Origin of the sequence: Pseudocitrobacter sp. RIT415 (assembly GCF_003057695.2) — a bacterium.
GTDB lineage: Bacteria > Pseudomonadota > Gammaproteobacteria > Enterobacterales > Enterobacteriaceae > Pseudocitrobacter > Pseudocitrobacter faecalis.
This window is the reverse complement of the sequence record NZ_QBJC02000005.1, coordinates 17,414-34,636: the sequence shown is the minus strand read 5'-3', so window position 1 is coordinate 34,636 and position 17,223 is coordinate 17,414. Positions and strand designations below refer to the sequence as shown.

The following is a 17,223-nucleotide window of genomic DNA, read 5'->3' as shown; positions in this document are numbered from 1 at the left end:
CAACTTCATACTCACAGACAATAAAAAACCCGCCGCAGCGGGTTTTTTCACATCCTTAAAACCTTACCAGACGTACGTCAGCAGGCTTTGGGAGTTCGGAACCATAAAGTCGATGGACATCATGACTGAGAGTGCAGTAATGGCGATGATGGAGAAGCCGAAGAGCTTACGCGCCCAGACCTTATCATCTTCCACGTTATAACCGCGCAGCGCCATGCCGAGCCACCACACGCTGACCGCCGCGGCAACAATCAGGTATTTATACCCTGCGTAGCCGCCAAGCGTCAGCATCAACGTGGCGATTGCAAACGCCACGATGTACAGCGTGATGTGGTTTTTCGCCACCGAAATGCCTTTCACCACCGGCAGAACCGGAATGTTCGCCGCCTGATAATCCTTGAAGCGGAAAATCGCGATGGCGTAGGAGTGAGGCATCTGCCAGAGGCTGAAAATTGCCAGCAGGATAGCCGCGCCGCTGTCAAACGTACCGGACACCGCGCAGTAGCCAATCACCGGCGGCGCAGCGCCGGAGAGAGAGCCAATCAGCGTGCCGTAGACGGAGTGGCGTTTCATGTACAGGCTGTAAACGCCGACATAAACCACAAACCCCATCACGCCCAGCCAGCAGGCCAGCGGGTTAGCGCCGAACCACAGCAGCATGAAGCCAGCAATACCCAGCAAGGTGGCATAGACCAGCGACGTTTTAGGCGCCATCAGTCCTTTGACCAGCACTCGGTTTTTCGTACGTTCCATCTTACGGTCGATGTCACGATCGATGTAGTTGTTGAATACACAACCCGAGGCGACCACCAGAGACACGCCAATCAGCGTCGCGACAAACAGCGGATAATCAATGCTGCCCTTGGAGGCCAGCAGGAAACCGCCGATCACGGAGATCAGGTTGCCAAAAATGATGCCTGGTTTCGTTACTTGCAGGTATTGCTTAAACATCATACTTGCCGCTCTTAGTGAACCATCATGTTGTAGTTCAGGTTCCACATAATCCAGATGGAGCCCACAACCACGATGGCAATGATGATCACGGTGAAGATAAACGCAGTCAGGTTCCAGCCTTCGTCAGACTTCGAGTTCATGTGCAGGAAGTACACCAGGTGTACCAGAATCTGCACCACCGCCGTTACCAGAATGGTTCCCAGAATCACCGCCGGCGACGCGGAACCCGTCATCACCATCCAGAACGGAATAACCGTCAGGATGATGGACAGGATGAAGCCCGTCATATAGGACTTCACGCTGCCGTGGGATGCGCCGTTGTGATCGGTAGAATGACTCATTACATCGCCCCCATCAGATAAACTACAGAGAACACACAGATCCAAACCACGTCCAGGAAGTGCCAGAACAGACTCAGGCACATGATACGGGTGCGGTTAGTACTGGTCAGCCCGCGACGGGAAACCTGAATCATCAGCACCGCCATCCAGATAAGACCAGAGGTGACGTGCAGACCGTGGGTACCGACCAGCGCGAAGAACGCGGAAAGGAAGCCACTGCGATCCGGGCCCATACCTTCAGCAATCAGATGATGGAATTCATAGATTTCCATCCCGATGAACCCTGCACCAAAGAGGAAGGTCAGGGCGAGCCAGGAAACGACCTGGCTCTTGTTGTTTTTGTACATGGCGATAGCCGCCATGCCATAGGTGATGGAGCTGAACAGCAGCAGGAAGGTTTCCACCAGAACGAACGGCAGTTCGAAGATGTCCTTACCGGTCGGGCCGCCCGCAGTGCCGTTTACCAGCACCGCGTAAGTAGCGAACAGACAGGCGAACAAAATACAGTCGCTCATCAGGTAGATCCAGAAACCGAATACCTTATTCGGGCCTGCATCGTGGTGCCCATGTTCGTGCGCGTGGGCGTTATGCGCCAGAGTATCAGTTGCCATTTTTCAGCCCTGCCTTAGAAATCTCATCGAAATGCTGGTTTTCCAGTTTTTCGACTTCAGCGACCGGCACGTAGTAGTCCACGTCCTCGTCGAAGCTTTTCACAATCCAGCTGATAACAATGCCCGCGAAGCCGACGATTGCCATCCACCAGATATGCCAGATCATGGCGAAACCGAAGAGAGTGGCGAAGGCGGCAATCACGATGCCTGCACCGCTGTTTTTCGGCATATGAATTTCTTCATATTTCGCTGGCTGTTTGTACGCTTCGCCTTTCTCTTTCATTTCCCAGAATGCATCGCGTTCATGGATCTGCGGCACAATGGCAAAGTTATAGAACGGAGGCGGGGAAGAGGTTGCCCACTCCAGCGTACGGCCACCCCATGGGTCACCGGTCAGGTCACGGTTCTGATCGCGGTCGCGAATAGACACGTAGAACTGAATCAGCTGGCACAGGATACCCAAAGCAATCAGCGCCGCACCACAGGCTGCAACAACCAGCATGGTGTGGAACTGCGGGTCAATCTGCTGGCTGAGGCGACGGGTCATCCCCATAAAGCCCAGCACATACAGCGGCATGAACGCCACGAAGAAGCCGATGATCCACAACCAGAATGCACGTTTACCCCAGGTTTCGTTCAGGGTGAAACCAAAGGCTTTCGGCCACCAGTAGGTCAGGCCAGCGAAGCAACCGAAGACCACACCACCGATGATCACGTTATGGAAGTGCGCAATCAGGAACAGGCTGTTGTGCAGCACGAAGTCTGCGCCCGGTACCGCCAGCAGTACGCCGGTCATACCCCCTACAGAGAAGGTCACGATAAAGCCGATAGTCCACATCATCGCTGAGTGGAATACGATACGGCCCTGGTACATGGTGAACAGCCAGTTGAAGATCTTCACCCCGGTCGGGATGGCGATAATCATCGTGGTAATACCGAAGAAGGCGTTAACGTTCGCGCCCGCACCCATCGTAAAGAAGTGGTGCAGCCAAACGATGAACGACAGGATGGTAATACACACGGTCGCCCACACCAGTGAGGTGTAGCCAAACAGGCGTTTACGCGAGAAGGTTGCCGCGATTTCGGAGAAGACACCGAACACTGGCAGAACCAGGATGTACACTTCCGGGTGGCCCCAGGCCCAAATCAGGTTGATGTACATCATCATGTTGCCGCCCATATCATTGGTGAAGAAATGGGTGCCCAGATAGCGATCCAGGGTCAGCAACGCGACGGTAACCGTCAGAATTGGGAAGGACGCAATAATCAGGATGTTGGCGCACAGTGATGCCCAGGTAAATACCGGCATCTTGAACATGGTCATGCCCGGTGCACGCATCTTGATAATGGTGACGAAGAAGTTGATACCTGTAAGCGTTGTACCGACACCGGAGAGCTGCAACGCCCATATCCAGTAATCGACCCCGACGCCCGGGCTGTATTCAATTCCCGACAATGGCGGATAGGCCAGCCAACCGGTCTGCGCGAACTCACCGACGCCCAGAGAAAGGTTAACCAGAATCACACCGACAACCGTGAACCAGAAGCTCAGGTTGTTCAGGAACGGATACGCAACGTCACGCGCACCAATCTGCAGCGGAACCACGAGGTTCATCAGACCGATTACGAATGGCATCGCCACGAAGAAGATCATGATTACACCGTGAGCGGTGAAGATCTGATCGTAGTGGTGCGGCGGCAGGAAGCCCGCCTCGCCCGCAGAGGCCAGCGCCTGCTGGCTACGCATCATGATGGCGTCGGCAAAGCCACGCAGCAGCATGACGATAGCGACGATGACATACATAATGCCAAGGCGTTTGTGGTCGACTGAGGTCAGCCACTCTTTCCAAAGGTAGCTCCACTTACCGAAATAAGTGATCGCTGCCAGTATCGCCAGTCCCCCGACGATAATTGCAGCTATCGTTACCATGACAATTGGTTCATGGAACGGCACTGCATCCAGTGTCAATTTTCCGAACATCGTTTTCTTCCTCGGCCCCTTAGTGAGCGGCTTCCGCGTGGCTCATGTCCATGCCTTCCATCCCTTCATGCGCTGCGTGCTCGCCTGCCGGTTGGGACATGTTCATGTTTGTGTCGTGAGACATAAATTTGCCCGTAATAGCCTTAAACAAATCCGGTTTCACGCTGGAGAAGTACTCCACCTTGTTGTATTCACTCGGTGCAGCCACTTTCTCGAATGCCGCCATGTCATCCATGGTGTTCGCAGACTGTTTCGCTTTCGCGACCCACTGGTCGAACGCGGCACGATCCGGCGTCGCAATGGCTTTGAACTTCATACCAGAGAAGCCCGGGCCACTGTAGCTGGCGGAAATACCGTCATAGATACCCGGCTCGTTCGCGATCAGGTGCAGGTTAGTCTGCATACCGGCCATCGCGTAGATCTGGCTACCCAGACGCGGGATGAAGAAGGAGTTCATCACGGAGTTCGAGGTCACTTTGAACTGCACCGGAACGTTCGCCGGGAAAGCGATTTCGTTAACGGTAGCAATGCCCTGTTCCGGATAGATGAAGAACCATTTCCAGTCCAGAGAAACCACTTCAATAGTGATAGGCTTCTCGTCATGGGCTAACGGTTTGCTTGGTTCAAGTGCGTGCGTGGTTTTCCACGTCAGTACGGCGAGGAAAAGAATGATCAGGATAGGAACCGTCCAGACCACAGCTTCCACTTTATTGGAGTGTGACCAGTTCGGGCTATACTTCGCATCTTTATTATTCGCACGGTACTTCCAGGCGAAACCAACTGCCATCAAGATGGCGGGAATAACGACAATCAACATCAGGCCGAAAGCCGTCAGTATGAGCGAACGTTGCTCCAGTCCTATCTGTCCTTTGGGGTCAAGAAGTGCAGAATCACAACCACTGAGTAAAACCGTGCCTGCGATTAATGACAACCATCCCAAACTTTTATTGTATTTCCTGAGTCTCATGTAACGACCTCAATTCCACGGGGTTTGGTGGCGCTTAAAGCGTGTGGGTATTTTACGGGAAAGTTACATTACTGTAAATGCGAATGGCTCTCTGTCAGTTATCTGTTACTGGGTTCTGCCGTTGATGTCACATATGTTGCCAATTGTGTCTATTTTTCAGGCAGATCGCCCGTTTGGCGGGCGTTATAACGAAAGGGGGATAAAAGGATGATATGAAATGTCAATTGGTATAACCATTGTCAATAATATACAAATAATTAACAATTAATCATCAAAACAGCGACAAATCAGTAAAGGAAAAATAATAGAACAGATGCTGAATCGGTTAACGAAATAAACTACTTTTTATTGGTTCCAGTAATTTCCAGAATTCTAAAAAGCACGAAACAACAAATTATCCAGTTGGTTCATGGCGAGCCCAAAATAATAACCTACGGTGACTACTCTGGGCTCACGGGATTTGCGCTGTGCTACATCTGATGTGTTTTACGTAGTGCAAGATAATCGAGCACGCAACCGACCAGAATTCCCGCGATGGCAATCAATGCCCCGGCTTCCAGAACGGCGGCTAAGAAGGAAAATGATGCCAGCTCCAGTGCATCAACTATCAGCATGATCAGCCATGCGCCTAATATCAGTGCGCCAATAAGCAACAGACGCAGGGCAAAGCGATAACCTCCGCTGTAGGTGCTGCGCGGCATAAACTGCTCGGTTTGCTGGGTATATTCCAGCGTCCGGCGGCAGACGAGCAGCAGTAAAATCCCCGGAGCGGCGGCGACAACCGAGAACAGATAGAATGTCGGCCAGCCGTGCGCTTCAACGAACCAACCGGCGATGGGGCCAACGTAGACGCGTCCCACCGCAGAAAGTGCCGATAACAGAGCGAACTGGGTGGCTGAGAATGACTTGTTACAGAGAGTCATCAGCAGTGCAACAAACGCCGCGGTGCCCATTCCGCCGCAGAGGTTTTCGAAGAAGACTGCCGCGCCCATCGAGATGAGATGTTTATCGGTCACCGACAGTAACCAGTAACCAGCGTTGGATGCGCCCTGCAGGATGCCGAAAATCAGCAGCGCGCGGAACAACGTTAAACGCTGCATTAACACCCCGCCGTACAACGCGCCGAGAATCGTGGCGAACAGACCAAGCGTTTTGTTCACCATCCCGACTTCTCCGGCATCAAAACCGACGCCGCGAATCAAAAAGGTGGTGGTCAGACTCATGGCGAAGGCATCGCCCAGCTTGTACATCACGATCAACAACAAAATCAGCCACGCATTGTTGCGGCCAAAGAAATCTTTTAACGGTGCGACGACTGCCTGTTCAAGGCTGCGTGGCACAGGAATAACATCGCTGGGCTCCGGTGCGAGAAGGGTAGCGATAATACACGGCACCAGCAGCGCCGCCATCAGCCAGTACATACCCTGCCAGCCAAGATACTTGTCAGCCAGCCACAGGGCGAGGCCGCCGGAAACCAGCATCCCCAGGCGATAACCCAGCACGCTGATCGCTGCACCTGCGCCGCGCTCTTCCGCAGGCAGGACATCGGTTTTCCAGGCGTCGAAGACAATATCCTGCGAAGCGGAGCAGAAGGCGATCACGACCGCCAGCGCCGCCATCCAGCGCAGCTGCGAGGCGGCCTCCAGGAAGCCCATCGCGGCAATGGCGATCAACAGTAAACATTGCGTGGTCAGGAGCCAGCCGCGACGGCGGCCCAGGAACGGCGGCGTATAGCGATCCATCACCGGCGACCAGAGAAACTTAAAGACGTAAGCCTGACCAACGAGAGAGAAGAAGCCGATCGTTTTCAGATCGATGTTTTCAACGGTCATCCACGCCTGCAACGTCCCGGAGGTAAGTGCAAGAGGTAAACCGGAGGCGAAACCAAGAATCAGCAGAATGGCCGATTTCGGTTGTTGGAAAATACGTAAATAATGGCTGGACATGTTCTTATAGCACTGACCCGACGTGAAGTCGGGTCAGCTTAAGTGGGATTAACGCGCGTTTTGCTTGATAAAGTCGTGGACGCTGGTGTCCTGAGACATATCTGCGATGGTATCGGTCAATACGCTGTTTACTGCATTAGCGATATTTTTGTTCGATGCCTGGAAAGCCCCTTCTACGGAGTAGCTGGCGCGATAGTTTTTAGTCATCTTATTGCCGTTCTTCGCGGTTGCGATGATGGCAATGTCCGCTTTGGTGGAGATGTTGTAACGCACGTTGCCCTGTGAAACATCCGCGTACAGGTTGCTGACGATGATCTGCAGGTCGACCGCGCCGTTAGGCCCAATCATATAACCGCGCGCGGTCATCTGTTTTTCCAGCACTTCCTGTAACAGGAAGCGCAGGTCGCGAGAGGCCGTCAGGGTGACCTGCTGGTTATCGCGGGTGACTTTGGCCAGCGCCTGATCCTGACGCTGGTCGGCGCCGTTGATGCTGACGGTAACGCCCATCAGGCTAGGATCCTGCTGTGGCAGAGTCATCTTAGGTGACACGTCAATGGTGGTCGGCGGCGTGGCGCAACCTGCCAGCATAAACAGTGCTACTAAGGGAAAGAGGATTTTTTTTAACATGTTCAGGCTCTCAAACGCATTGTTTACTGAAAATTCCCGCCATCATATCATCGCCAACGGCAAGGGGAAGTAGGCAATGCATGTAAATTCATCGTGTTGTGCGTTTTATAGCCTTATGCCGCAACAATGTTGGCGGCGGCGGGGCGTATAAGGCATGAGAAGGCAGTTAACTTCATTGGTTTGTACCTTTACATCAGACAAACGCTAATTTTTTGTTGTTTTTGTGTAATGGAAACGGTAAAAGCGGCTAACATTTAAAGGGATAGACGGCATCTCAACGTTGTCGGAGGAGTAACTTCATGATGATACGTGAACATATAGAAGAAAAATTACGGGCCGCGTTTGAACCTGTGTTCCTCGAAGTGACGGATGAGAGCTATCGTCACAACGTACCGGCGGGTTCGGAAAGCCACTTCAAAGTGGTGCTGGTCAGCGATCGTTTCACCGGTGAACGTTTTCTCAATCGCCATCGCATGATTTATGGCACCCTGGCGGAGGAGCTGGCTTCCACGGTGCACGCCCTGGCGTTGCACACCTACACGCATAAAGAGTGGGAGGGGTTACAGGATACTGTCGTCGCATCACCGCCTTGTCGTGGCGCGGGAAGTCTCGCCTAGAAAAGGCATTTGCAACGAACGGAACTTTTCCAGTATGTTGCGTACAGATTTATGAGAAAACGGCCTGCGGGCCGTTTTGTTTTGTCTGAAAAATGGACAACTTTGACCTTTTTAAGACAAAAATTCGCCGGGAATTGTGAAAAAAGCCGCATCCAGGCATAACAACCGTTCTCGACTCATATCAGTGATGTCGCTATAATGCGCGTCTTATTTTTCGGAATGTCTTCGGGATGATTCTGGCGACACGGAATGTGAATCTGATTTAAAGAGGACATCCCGGTATTGCGAGGCAAAACTCAGAGTTGACCGAGCACTGTGAATTTTTTGAGGTAACAAGATGCAAGTTTCAGTTGAAACCACTCAGGGCCTTGGCCGCCGCGTAACGATTACTATCCCTGCTGACAGCATCGAAACTGCTGTAAAAAGCGAGCTGGTCAACGTAGCGAAAAAAGTACGCATTGACGGCTTCCGTAAGGGCAAAGTACCAATGAATGTTGTTGCTCAGCGTTATGGCGCATCTGTTCGCCAGGACGTGCTGGGCGACCTGATGAGCCGCAACTTCGTTGATGCGATCATCAAAGAGAAAATCAACCCGGCTGGCGCACCGAACTACGTTCCGGGCGAATACAAACTGGGCGAAGACTTCACCTACGCGGTTGAATTCGAAGTGTATCCGGAAGTTGAGCTGAAAGGCCTGGACGCCATCGAAGTTGAAAAACCGGTTGTTGAAGTGACCGAAGCCGACGTTGACGGCATGCTGGATACCCTGCGTAAACAGCAGGCGAACTGGAAAGATAAAGACGGCGCAGTTGACGCTGAAGACCGTGTTACCGTTGACTTCACCGGTTCTGTAGATGGCGAAGAGTTCGAAGGCGGCAAAGCGACTGATTTCGTACTGGCAATGGGTCAGGGTCGTATGATCCCAGGCTTCGAAGACGGTATCAAAGGTCACAAAGCGGGTGAAGAGTTCACCATCGATGTCACCTTCCCGGAAGAATACCACGCTGAAAACCTGAAAGGTAAAGCGGCGAAATTCGTTATCAACCTGAAAAAAGTTGAAGAACGTGAGCTGCCTGAACTGACTGAAGAATTCATCAAACGTTTCGGCGTTGAAGATGGTTCTGTTGAAGGTCTGCGCGCAGAAGTGCGTAAAAACATGGAACGTGAGCTGAAAGGCGCTGTACGTAACCGTGTTAAAACTCAGGCGATCGAAGGTCTGGTAAAAGCGAACGAAATCGACGTTCCGGCTGCTCTGATTGACAGCGAAATCGACGTTCTGCGTCGCCAGGCTGCTCAGCGTTTCGGTGGCAACCAGCAACAAGCGATGGAACTGCCGCGTGAACTGTTCGAAGAACAGGCTAAACGTCGCGTCGTCGTGGGTCTGCTGCTGGGCGAAGTGATTCGCACCAACGAACTGAAAGCTGACGAAGCTCGTGTTGCAACGCTGATCGAAGAAATGGCGTCTGCCTACGAAGATCCGAAAGAAGTGATCGAGTTCTACAGCAAAAACAAAGAACTGATGGAAAATATGCGCAGCGTCGCTCTGGAAGAACAGGCTGTTGAAGCGGTTCTGGAAAAAGCGAAAGTGTCTGAAAAAGCAACTTCCTTCAACGAACTGATGAACCAGCAGGCGTAATTTCGCTTCCTGCGTTTAAAGTTTGAGCAAAAACCCGTTGCCTTCCGGCAGCGGGTTTTTTTTATCGCACTGATAGACAGCGTAAGCGTGATAAAACACAGTTTCGGTGTTAGCGTAACGGCAAAATATTGTTATGCTTGAAATAGGGTGGATTCATCCCCATAAAAGGGGAAGTATTAGCTGCGATGGCTGGTAAACCGTCCACAAGGTACAATCAGTGCAGCAGGTTTCATTTTTTTATCCAGGAGACGGAAATGTCATACAGTGGCGAACGAGATAACTTTGCACCCCATATGGCCCTGGTGCCGATGGTCATCGAACAGACCTCCCGCGGTGAACGTTCTTTTGATATCTACTCCCGTCTTCTTAAGGAGCGCGTTATCTTTCTGACCGGCCAGGTGGAAGACCACATGGCGAACCTGATCGTGGCGCAGATGCTGTTTCTGGAAGCGGAAAACCCGGAAAAAGATATTTACCTGTACATTAACTCCCCAGGCGGCGTCATCACCGCCGGGATGTCGATTTATGACACCATGCAGTTCATCAAGCCTGACGTGAGCACCATTTGTATGGGCCAGGCGGCGTCCATGGGCGCATTCCTGCTAACCGCAGGGGCGAAGGGTAAGCGTTTCTGTCTGCCTAACTCACGCGTTATGATTCACCAGCCGCTGGGTGGCTATCAGGGGCAAGCGACGGATATTGAAATCCATGCTCGCGAAATCCTGAAAGTGAAAGGGCGCATGAATGAACTTATGGCTCACCACACGGGTCAATCTCTTGAGCAGATCGAACGCGACACCGAACGCGATCGCTTCTTGTCTGCTTCAGAGGCGGTAGAGTACGGCCTGGTCGACTCCATCCTGACCCATCGTAATTGATGCCCAGAGCGTGAGTGTGCCGCTATACTATGTATGGGCGGCACAACGCTTGCGAAGCGGCTTGCGCTTGAGAATGGCATTTGCGTCGTCATATGCGGCACAAAGAACTTAAAAAGAGGTTTTGACTCATGACAGATAAACGCAAAGATGGTTCGGGCAAACTGTTGTATTGCTCTTTTTGCGGCAAAAGCCAGCACGAAGTGCGTAAGCTGATCGCCGGGCCGTCAGTGTATATCTGCGACGAATGTGTTGATTTGTGTAACGACATCATTCGCGAAGAGATTAAAGAAGTGGCGCCGCATCGTGAACGTAGTGCATTGCCGACGCCACATGAAATTCGCCATCACCTGGATGACTACGTCATCGGTCAGGAACAGGCGAAAAAGGTCCTGGCTGTAGCGGTGTATAACCACTACAAACGTCTGCGCAACGGTGATACCAGCAATGGCGTTGAACTGGGCAAAAGTAACATTCTGCTGATTGGCCCGACCGGTTCCGGTAAAACGCTGCTGGCTGAAACGCTGGCGCGCCTGCTGGACGTACCGTTCACCATGGCAGACGCCACCACCCTGACCGAAGCCGGTTATGTGGGTGAGGACGTCGAAAACATCATTCAGAAGCTGCTGCAGAAATGCGATTACGATGTACAGAAAGCCCAGCGCGGCATTGTCTACATCGATGAAATCGATAAGATTTCTCGTAAATCTGACAACCCGTCTATCACCCGTGACGTATCGGGCGAAGGCGTACAGCAGGCGTTGCTGAAACTGATTGAAGGCACCGTGGCTGCCGTTCCACCGCAGGGTGGGCGTAAACATCCGCAGCAGGAGTTCTTGCAGGTTGATACCTCCAAAATCCTGTTTATCTGCGGTGGCGCATTTGCGGGCCTCGATAAAGTTATCGCTAACCGTGTAGAAACAGGTTCCGGAATCGGCTTCGGCGCGACCGTGAAATCGAAAACCGATAAAGCCAGCGAAGGCGAACTGCTGACGCAGGTTGAGCCGGAAGATTTGATCAAATTTGGTCTGATCCCGGAATTTATTGGTCGTCTGCCGGTGGTTGCAACACTGAATGAGCTGAGCGAAGAAGCGCTGATTCAGATCCTGAAAGAGCCGAAAAATGCCCTGACCAAACAGTATCAGGCGTTGTTCAATCTGGAAGGTGTGGATCTCGAATTCCGCGATGAAGCGCTCGACGCCATTGCCAAGAAAGCGATGATCCGTAAAACCGGTGCGCGTGGTCTGCGCTCTATCGTCGAAGCTGCGCTGCTCGATACCATGTACGATCTGCCTTCCATGGAAGACGTCGAAAAAGTGGTTATCGATGAGGCGGTCATTGGCGGTCAGAGCAAGCCACTGCTGATTTACGGTAAGCCGGAAGCGCAGCAAGCCTCTGGTGAATAATTCGCCAATTCATACAATCAGTTAATCAAAAAGGGGGGATTTTATCTCCCCTTTTATTTTTCCGTAATCATGGCGTTGAATGTGTGGAATACATCCCCATATACTGACATACATGTTAATGATGGCATGACGCACACTTGTGTCATCTGATTACCTGGCGGACATTAAACTAAGAGAGAGCTCTATGAATCCTGAGCGTTCTGAACGCATTGAAATCCCCGTATTGCCGTTGCGCGATGTGGTGGTTTATCCGCACATGGTCATACCCTTGTTTGTAGGGCGGGAAAAATCTATCCGTTGCCTTGAAGCCGCCATGGATCATGATAAAAAAATCATGTTGGTTGCGCAGAAAGAAGCATCAACGGATGAGCCGGGTGTAAACGATCTTTTCACCGTCGGGACCGTGGCCTCTATTTTGCAAATGCTGAAGCTGCCGGATGGCACTGTCAAAGTGCTGGTTGAAGGCTTGCAGCGTGCGCGTATCACCACGTTGTCGGATAACGGGGAACACTTTTCGGCAAAAGCGGAATATCTGGAATCACCGGATATCGACGAACGCGAGCAGGAAGTGCTGGTTCGTACCGCGATTAGCCAGTTTGAAGGCTACATCAAGCTAAACAAAAAAATCCCACCAGAAGTGCTGACGTCGCTGAACAGCATCGACGACCCTGCACGTCTGGCTGACACCATCGCTGCGCACATGCCGCTGAAACTGGCGGACAAGCAGTCTGTGCTCGAAATGTCCGACATCAATGAACGCCTTGAATATCTGATGGCGATGATGGAGTCGGAAATCGATCTGCTGCAGGTTGAGAAACGCATTCGCAACCGCGTCAAAAAGCAGATGGAAAAATCTCAGCGTGAGTACTATCTGAACGAGCAAATGAAAGCTATTCAGAAAGAACTCGGTGAGATGGACGACGCGCCAGACGAAAACGAAGCGCTGAAGCGTAAGATCGACGCGGCGAAAATGCCGAAAGAGGCGAAAGAGAAAACCGAAGCCGAACTGCAGAAGCTGAAAATGATGTCACCGATGTCAGCCGAAGCGACCGTGGTTCGTGGGTATATCGACTGGATGGTGCAGGTGCCGTGGAATGCGCGTAGCAAGGTTAAAAAAGACCTTCGTCAGGCGCAGGAAATCCTGGATACCGACCACTACGGCCTTGAACGTGTGAAAGACCGTATCCTTGAGTATCTTGCGGTTCAAAGCCGTGTGAACAAAATCAAAGGCCCGATTCTGTGCCTGGTTGGGCCGCCGGGGGTGGGTAAAACCTCGCTGGGTCAATCTATCGCCAAAGCGACTGGACGTAAGTACATTCGTATGGCGCTGGGCGGCGTGCGTGACGAAGCGGAAATTCGCGGTCACCGTCGTACCTACATCGGCTCCATGCCGGGTAAATTGATTCAGAAAATGGCGAAAGTGGGCGTTAAAAACCCGCTGTTCCTGCTCGATGAAATTGACAAAATGTCGTCCGACATGCGCGGCGATCCGGCTTCTGCTTTGTTAGAAGTGCTGGATCCAGAGCAGAACGTGGCGTTCAGCGATCACTATCTGGAAGTGGATTACGATCTCAGCGACGTGATGTTCGTTGCGACCTCAAACTCCATGAACATTCCGGCGCCGCTGCTGGACCGTATGGAAGTGATTCGTCTCTCCGGTTATACCGAAGACGAGAAACTGAACATTGCCAAACAGCACCTGCTGCCGAAGCAAATCGAACGTAACGCCCTGAAAAAAGGCGAACTGACGGTTGATGACAGCGCGATTGTCGGCATCATTCGTTACTACACCCGTGAAGCGGGCGTGCGTAGCCTTGAGCGTGAAATCTCGAAACTTTGCCGTAAAGCGGTGAAACAGCTGCTGCTGGATAAATCCCTGAAGCACATCGACATTAACGGCGACAACCTGCACGATTACCTCGGCGTTCAACGCTTCGATTACGGTCGTGCGGATGACGAAAACCGCGTCGGTCAGGTGACTGGCCTGGCATGGACGGAAGTGGGTGGCGATCTGCTGACCATCGAAACCGCGTGTGTGCCGGGTAAAGGTAAATTGACCTATACCGGTTCCCTGGGCGAAGTCATGCAGGAATCTATTCAGGCTGCGCTGACCGTGGTTCGCGCGCGAGCAGAAAAACTGGGTATCAACCCGGATTTCTACGAAAAACGCGATATCCACGTTCACGTGCCGGAAGGGGCAACGCCGAAAGATGGCCCGAGCGCTGGTATCGCCATGTGTACTGCACTGGTTTCTTGTCTGACGGGCAACCCGGTTCGTGCCGATGTGGCAATGACAGGGGAAATCACGCTGCGTGGCCTGGTGCTGCCGATTGGTGGTCTGAAGGAAAAACTGCTGGCAGCACACCGCGGTGGTATTAAGACTGTTCTGATTCCTGATGAGAATAAGCGCGATCTGGAAGAGATTCCGGACAACGTTCTGGCCGATCTTGATATTCATCCGGTGAAACGTATCGAGGAAGTTCTGGCCCTTGCGCTGCAAAATGAGCCCACTGGCATGCAGGTTGTAACCGCAAAATAGTGACCTCGCGCAAAGAGCGTCAATAAAAACAGGGCTGGCAGGTGAAAACACACTTGCCAGCCTTTTTTTGTCTCGCTACTTTAAGACCCTGACAGGGCTGTTATCGACAACTATTGTTGTAAGGGCATGACAGTCCTGATATAACTGCTGCGCGTTGCACCGTGAAGGATTCAGGTGCGATATAAATAATAAAGAGAGGAAGAGAACAGTGAATAAATCTCAACTGATTGACAAAATTGCTGCGGGTGCGGATATCTCCAAAGCTGCGGCTGGACGTGCGTTAGACGCTTTAATTGCTTCTGTTACTGAATCTCTGCAATCCGGGGATGATGTTGCGCTGGTAGGTTTTGGTACTTTTGCCGTTAAAGAGCGTGCTGCCCGTACTGGCCGCAACCCGCAAACTGGTAAAGAGATCACCATCGCTGCAGCGAAAGTACCAGCGTTCCGTGCAGGTAAAGCACTGAAAGACGCGGTAAACTGATCGTTTTCCCGTTTGGGAATGTGAAACAGTACAAGGGCGCATCGAACGATGTGCCTTTTTTTATGTCCAAAATGTCACTTTCTGCGAGTTTCTACGCGTTTCGGGCTGACAACGGCCCCGTTTTCTTGTCAAAATACGGCCTCACGCGCAGCGGTCGAGACGTGCTATGCTGCACGAGGTATTTGCTCTGAATTTGCCGGGTTGTCAGCAACCTGCGGCAGGACGGGTATAAAAGTCACCTACAGCGGAGTGTTGTTACACCATGATGGACAATTTACGCACGGCAGCCAATAGCGTCGTGCTCAAGGTAATTTTCGGTATCATTATTGTGTCGTTCATTTTGACCGGCGTAAGTGGCTATCTGATCGGCGGCGGCAACAACTATGCCGCGAAGGTGAATGGCCAGGAAATCAGCCGCGGTCAGTTTGAAAACGCTGTTGCCAGCGAACGTAACCGTATGCAGCAGCAGATGGGCGATCAATTCTCCGAACTGGCGGCGAACGAAAATTACATCAAAACGATGCGTCAGCAGGTGCTGAGCCGCCTGGTGGATGAAGCGCTGCTCGACCAATACGCCAAAGAGCTGGGCCTCGGCATTAGCGATGAACAGGTGCGTAAAGCGATCTTCGCGACCCCGGCCTTCCAGAACGAAGGTAAATTCGATAACGCCCGCTACAACGCGCTGGTGAATCAAATGGGTATGACCGCCGATCAATACGCGCAGGCGCTGCGTAACCAGCTGACCACTAACCAGCTGATTAGCGCCGTTGCCGGAACTGATTTTATGCTGCCAGGTGAAACCGACCAACTGGCTGCGCTGGTTTCCCAGCAGCGTGTGGTGCGTGAAGCCACCATTGACGTTAACGCGCTGGCGGCAAAGCAGCAGGTTAGCGATCAGGACGTTGCCAGCTACTACGAACAGAATAAAGGTCAGTTTGTTGCGCCGGAGCAGTTCCGCGTAACCTACATCAAGCTGGATGCGGCGAGTATGCCGTCTTCCGCGTCTGAAGAGGATGTACAGGCTTACTATGACCAGCACAAGGATGAGTTCACTCAGCCTGAGCGTAAACGTTACAGCATCATCCAGACCAAAACCGAAGCCGATGCCAAAGCTATCCTTGATGAGCTGAACAACGGCGGCGACTTTGCAGCGATTGCGAAAGAGAAATCCACCGACGTTATCTCTAAACGTAACGGCGGCGATATGGGCTGGATGGACGATTCCGCCACCGTACCGGAACTGAAAGACGCGGGCCTGAAAGAGAAAGGTCAGTTGTCTGGCGTAATCAAATCTTCCGTGGGCTTCCTGATTGCCCGTCTGGACGATGTTCAGCCGGAACAGGTGAAGCCGCTGGCAGATGTTCACGCGCAAATCGCTGACAAAGTGAAACAGGAAAAAGCGCTGGATGCTTATTATGCGCTGCAACAGAAAGTGAGTGATGCTGCCAGCAGCGACAACGACTCTCTGGCGAGCGCAGAGCAGGTTGCGGGCGTCAAAGCGGCGGTGACCGGCTGGTTTGGTCACGATAACGTCCCGGCTGAATTGAACTTCAAACCGGTTACTGATGCTATCTTCAACGGTGGTTTGGTGGGCGAAAACGGCGCGCCGGGTAACAACTCCGATATCATCACCGTCGATGGCGATCGTGCTTTCGTGCTGCGTGTCGCTGAGCACAAAGCGGAAACCGTGAAACCGCTGGATGAAGTGAAAGCGCAGGTGACCGATATCGTTAAGCACAACAAAGCGGAACAGCAGGCGAAACTCGATGCTGAAAAACTGCTGGCTGCGCTGAAAGACGGTAAAGGGGACGATGCGATGAAAGCCGCTGGTCTGCACTTTGGCGAAGCCAAAACCCTGAGCCGTACCGGTCAGGATCCGCTGAGCCAGGCAACCTTCGCACTGCCGTTACCTAAGCCGGGTAAACCAAGCTTTGGTATGGGCAACGACATGCAGGGCAACGTGGTTCTGCTGGCGCTGGACGAAGTAAAAGCGGGCGAAATGCCGGAAGCGCAGAAGAAAGCGATGGTTCAGGGTATCACCCAGAACAACGCGCAAATTGCGTTCGAAGCATTGATGAGCAACCTGCGTAAAGCAGCGAAGATTAAGATGGGCGACATCGTCGACCAGCAACAATAATCGGAACCTTCCTCGCATTAATTTGTAATGCGATGCACACCTCAAAGGCCGCTTTCGCGGCCTTTTCCACATTTGAAATCTGCCTTTTGAATTGTTTTTCGCACC

General features: G+C 52.3%; 14 protein-coding genes. 7 read left to right on the top strand and 7 right to left on the bottom strand.

The genetic code is table 11. The features are described from left to right. Positions 1-63 precede the first annotated feature (63 nt). The 7 genes from cyoE to DBY68_RS07030 all read right to left on the bottom strand — a co-directional run bounded on the left by cyoE (position 64) and on the right by DBY68_RS07030 (position 7,427). Entirely contained in the window at positions 64-954 is an 891-nt protein-coding gene (gene cyoE / locus DBY68_RS07060) for a heme o synthase (RefSeq protein WP_108474835.1), read from the bottom strand. An 11-nt stretch (positions 955-965) separates the two neighbouring features. Continuing rightward, a complete protein-coding gene (locus tag DBY68_RS07055) occupies positions 966-1,295 on the bottom strand; it encodes a cytochrome o ubiquinol oxidase subunit IV (RefSeq protein WP_108474836.1) in 330 nt (109 codons plus the stop codon). Further along, positions 1,295-1,906, bottom strand: a complete 612-nt coding sequence (locus DBY68_RS07050) for a cytochrome o ubiquinol oxidase subunit III (protein ID WP_108474837.1) — start codon at positions 1,904-1,906, stop codon at positions 1,295-1,297. Before DBY68_RS07050 ends, DBY68_RS07055 begins: the two co-directional genes overlap by 1 nt. Continuing rightward, entirely contained in the window at positions 1,896-3,887 is a 1,992-nt protein-coding gene (cyoB, locus tag DBY68_RS07045; protein ID WP_108474838.1) for a cytochrome o ubiquinol oxidase subunit I, read from the bottom strand. Before cyoB ends, DBY68_RS07050 begins: the two co-directional genes overlap by 11 nt. A 19-nt stretch (positions 3,888-3,906) precedes the next feature. Continuing rightward, positions 3,907-4,854 carry a cytochrome o ubiquinol oxidase subunit II gene (cyoA, locus tag DBY68_RS07040; RefSeq protein WP_108474839.1) on the bottom strand — a complete coding sequence of 316 codons (948 nt, stop codon included), beginning with the start codon at positions 4,852-4,854 and terminating at the stop codon, positions 3,907-3,909. 470 nt (positions 4,855-5,324) lie between these two features. Then, positions 5,325-6,800: a muropeptide MFS transporter AmpG gene (ampG, locus tag DBY68_RS07035; protein WP_108474840.1), complete on the bottom strand. Its 1,476-nt coding sequence runs from the start codon at positions 6,798-6,800 to the stop codon at positions 5,325-5,327. A gap of 48 nt (positions 6,801-6,848) precedes the next feature. After that, positions 6,849-7,427, bottom strand: a complete 579-nt coding sequence (locus DBY68_RS07030; protein WP_108474841.1) for a lipoprotein — start codon at positions 7,425-7,427, stop codon at positions 6,849-6,851. 299 nt (positions 7,428-7,726) lie between these two features. Between DBY68_RS07030 and bolA the strand changes: the two genes are divergently transcribed. The 7 genes from bolA (at position 7,727) to ppiD (ending at position 17,118) form a co-directional block, all read left to right on the top strand. Then, positions 7,727-8,044 carry a transcriptional regulator BolA gene (gene bolA / locus DBY68_RS07025; protein ID WP_108474842.1) on the top strand — a complete coding sequence of 106 codons (318 nt, stop codon included), beginning with the start codon at positions 7,727-7,729 and terminating at the stop codon, positions 8,042-8,044. Positions 8,045-8,381: 337 nt separating this feature from the next. Further along, the gene (gene tig, locus DBY68_RS07015; RefSeq protein ID WP_108474843.1) at positions 8,382-9,680 is read left to right on the top strand and encodes a trigger factor; all 1,299 of its coding nucleotides are present in this window, start codon (positions 8,382-8,384) and stop codon (positions 9,678-9,680) included. A gap of 254 nt (positions 9,681-9,934) precedes the next feature. Further along, positions 9,935-10,558, top strand: coding sequence for an ATP-dependent Clp endopeptidase proteolytic subunit ClpP (gene clpP / locus DBY68_RS07010; RefSeq protein ID WP_003021624.1), 624 nt, complete (start codon positions 9,935-9,937; stop codon positions 10,556-10,558). Between the two features lie 128 nt (positions 10,559-10,686). Further along, a complete protein-coding gene (clpX, locus tag DBY68_RS07005; RefSeq protein ID WP_108474844.1) occupies positions 10,687-11,961 on the top strand; it encodes an ATP-dependent protease ATP-binding subunit ClpX in 1,275 nt (424 codons plus the stop codon). Between the two features lie 184 nt (positions 11,962-12,145). Continuing rightward, on the top strand, positions 12,146-14,500 hold the full coding sequence (gene lon, locus DBY68_RS07000) for an endopeptidase La (protein WP_108474845.1): 2,355 nt from the start codon (positions 12,146-12,148) through the stop codon (positions 14,498-14,500). 208 nt (positions 14,501-14,708) lie between these two features. Beyond that, positions 14,709-14,981: a nucleoid-associated protein HU-beta gene (gene hupB / locus DBY68_RS06995; RefSeq protein ID WP_015965566.1), complete on the top strand. Its 273-nt coding sequence runs from the start codon at positions 14,709-14,711 to the stop codon at positions 14,979-14,981. A 262-nt stretch (positions 14,982-15,243) separates the two neighbouring features. After that, on the top strand, positions 15,244-17,118 hold the full coding sequence (gene ppiD, locus DBY68_RS06990) for a peptidylprolyl isomerase (RefSeq protein ID WP_108474846.1): 1,875 nt from the start codon (positions 15,244-15,246) through the stop codon (positions 17,116-17,118). The last annotated feature ends 105 nt before the right edge of the window (positions 17,119-17,223 follow it).

Excerpts from the sequence above, each read along its gene's own strand:
- cyoE (WP_108474835.1), bottom strand. The coding sequence starts at position 954 with ATGATGTTTAAGCAATACCTGCAAGTAACGAAACCAGGCATCATTTTT.
- DBY68_RS07055 (WP_108474836.1), bottom strand. The coding sequence starts at position 1,295 with ATGAGTCATTCTACCGATCACAACGGCGCATCCCACGGCAGCGTGAAG.
- DBY68_RS07050 (WP_108474837.1), bottom strand. The coding sequence starts at position 1,906 with ATGGCAACTGATACTCTGGCGCATAACGCCCACGCGCACGAACATGGG.
- cyoB (WP_108474838.1), bottom strand. The coding sequence starts at position 3,887 with ATGTTCGGAAAATTGACACTGGATGCAGTGCCGTTCCATGAACCAATT.
- cyoA (WP_108474839.1), bottom strand. The coding sequence starts at position 4,854 with ATGAGACTCAGGAAATACAATAAAAGTTTGGGATGGTTGTCATTAATC.
- ampG (WP_108474840.1), bottom strand. The coding sequence starts at position 6,800 with ATGTCCAGCCATTATTTACGTATTTTCCAACAACCGAAATCGGCCATT.
- DBY68_RS07030 (WP_108474841.1), bottom strand. The coding sequence starts at position 7,427 with ATGTTAAAAAAAATCCTCTTTCCCTTAGTAGCACTGTTTATGCTGGCA.
- bolA (WP_108474842.1), top strand. The coding sequence starts at position 7,727 with ATGATGATACGTGAACATATAGAAGAAAAATTACGGGCCGCGTTTGAA.
- tig (WP_108474843.1), top strand. The coding sequence starts at position 8,382 with ATGCAAGTTTCAGTTGAAACCACTCAGGGCCTTGGCCGCCGCGTAACG.
- clpP (WP_003021624.1), top strand. The coding sequence starts at position 9,935 with ATGTCATACAGTGGCGAACGAGATAACTTTGCACCCCATATGGCCCTG.
- clpX (WP_108474844.1), top strand. The coding sequence starts at position 10,687 with ATGACAGATAAACGCAAAGATGGTTCGGGCAAACTGTTGTATTGCTCT.
- lon (WP_108474845.1), top strand. The coding sequence starts at position 12,146 with ATGAATCCTGAGCGTTCTGAACGCATTGAAATCCCCGTATTGCCGTTG.
- ppiD (WP_108474846.1), top strand. The coding sequence starts at position 15,244 with ATGATGGACAATTTACGCACGGCAGCCAATAGCGTCGTGCTCAAGGTA.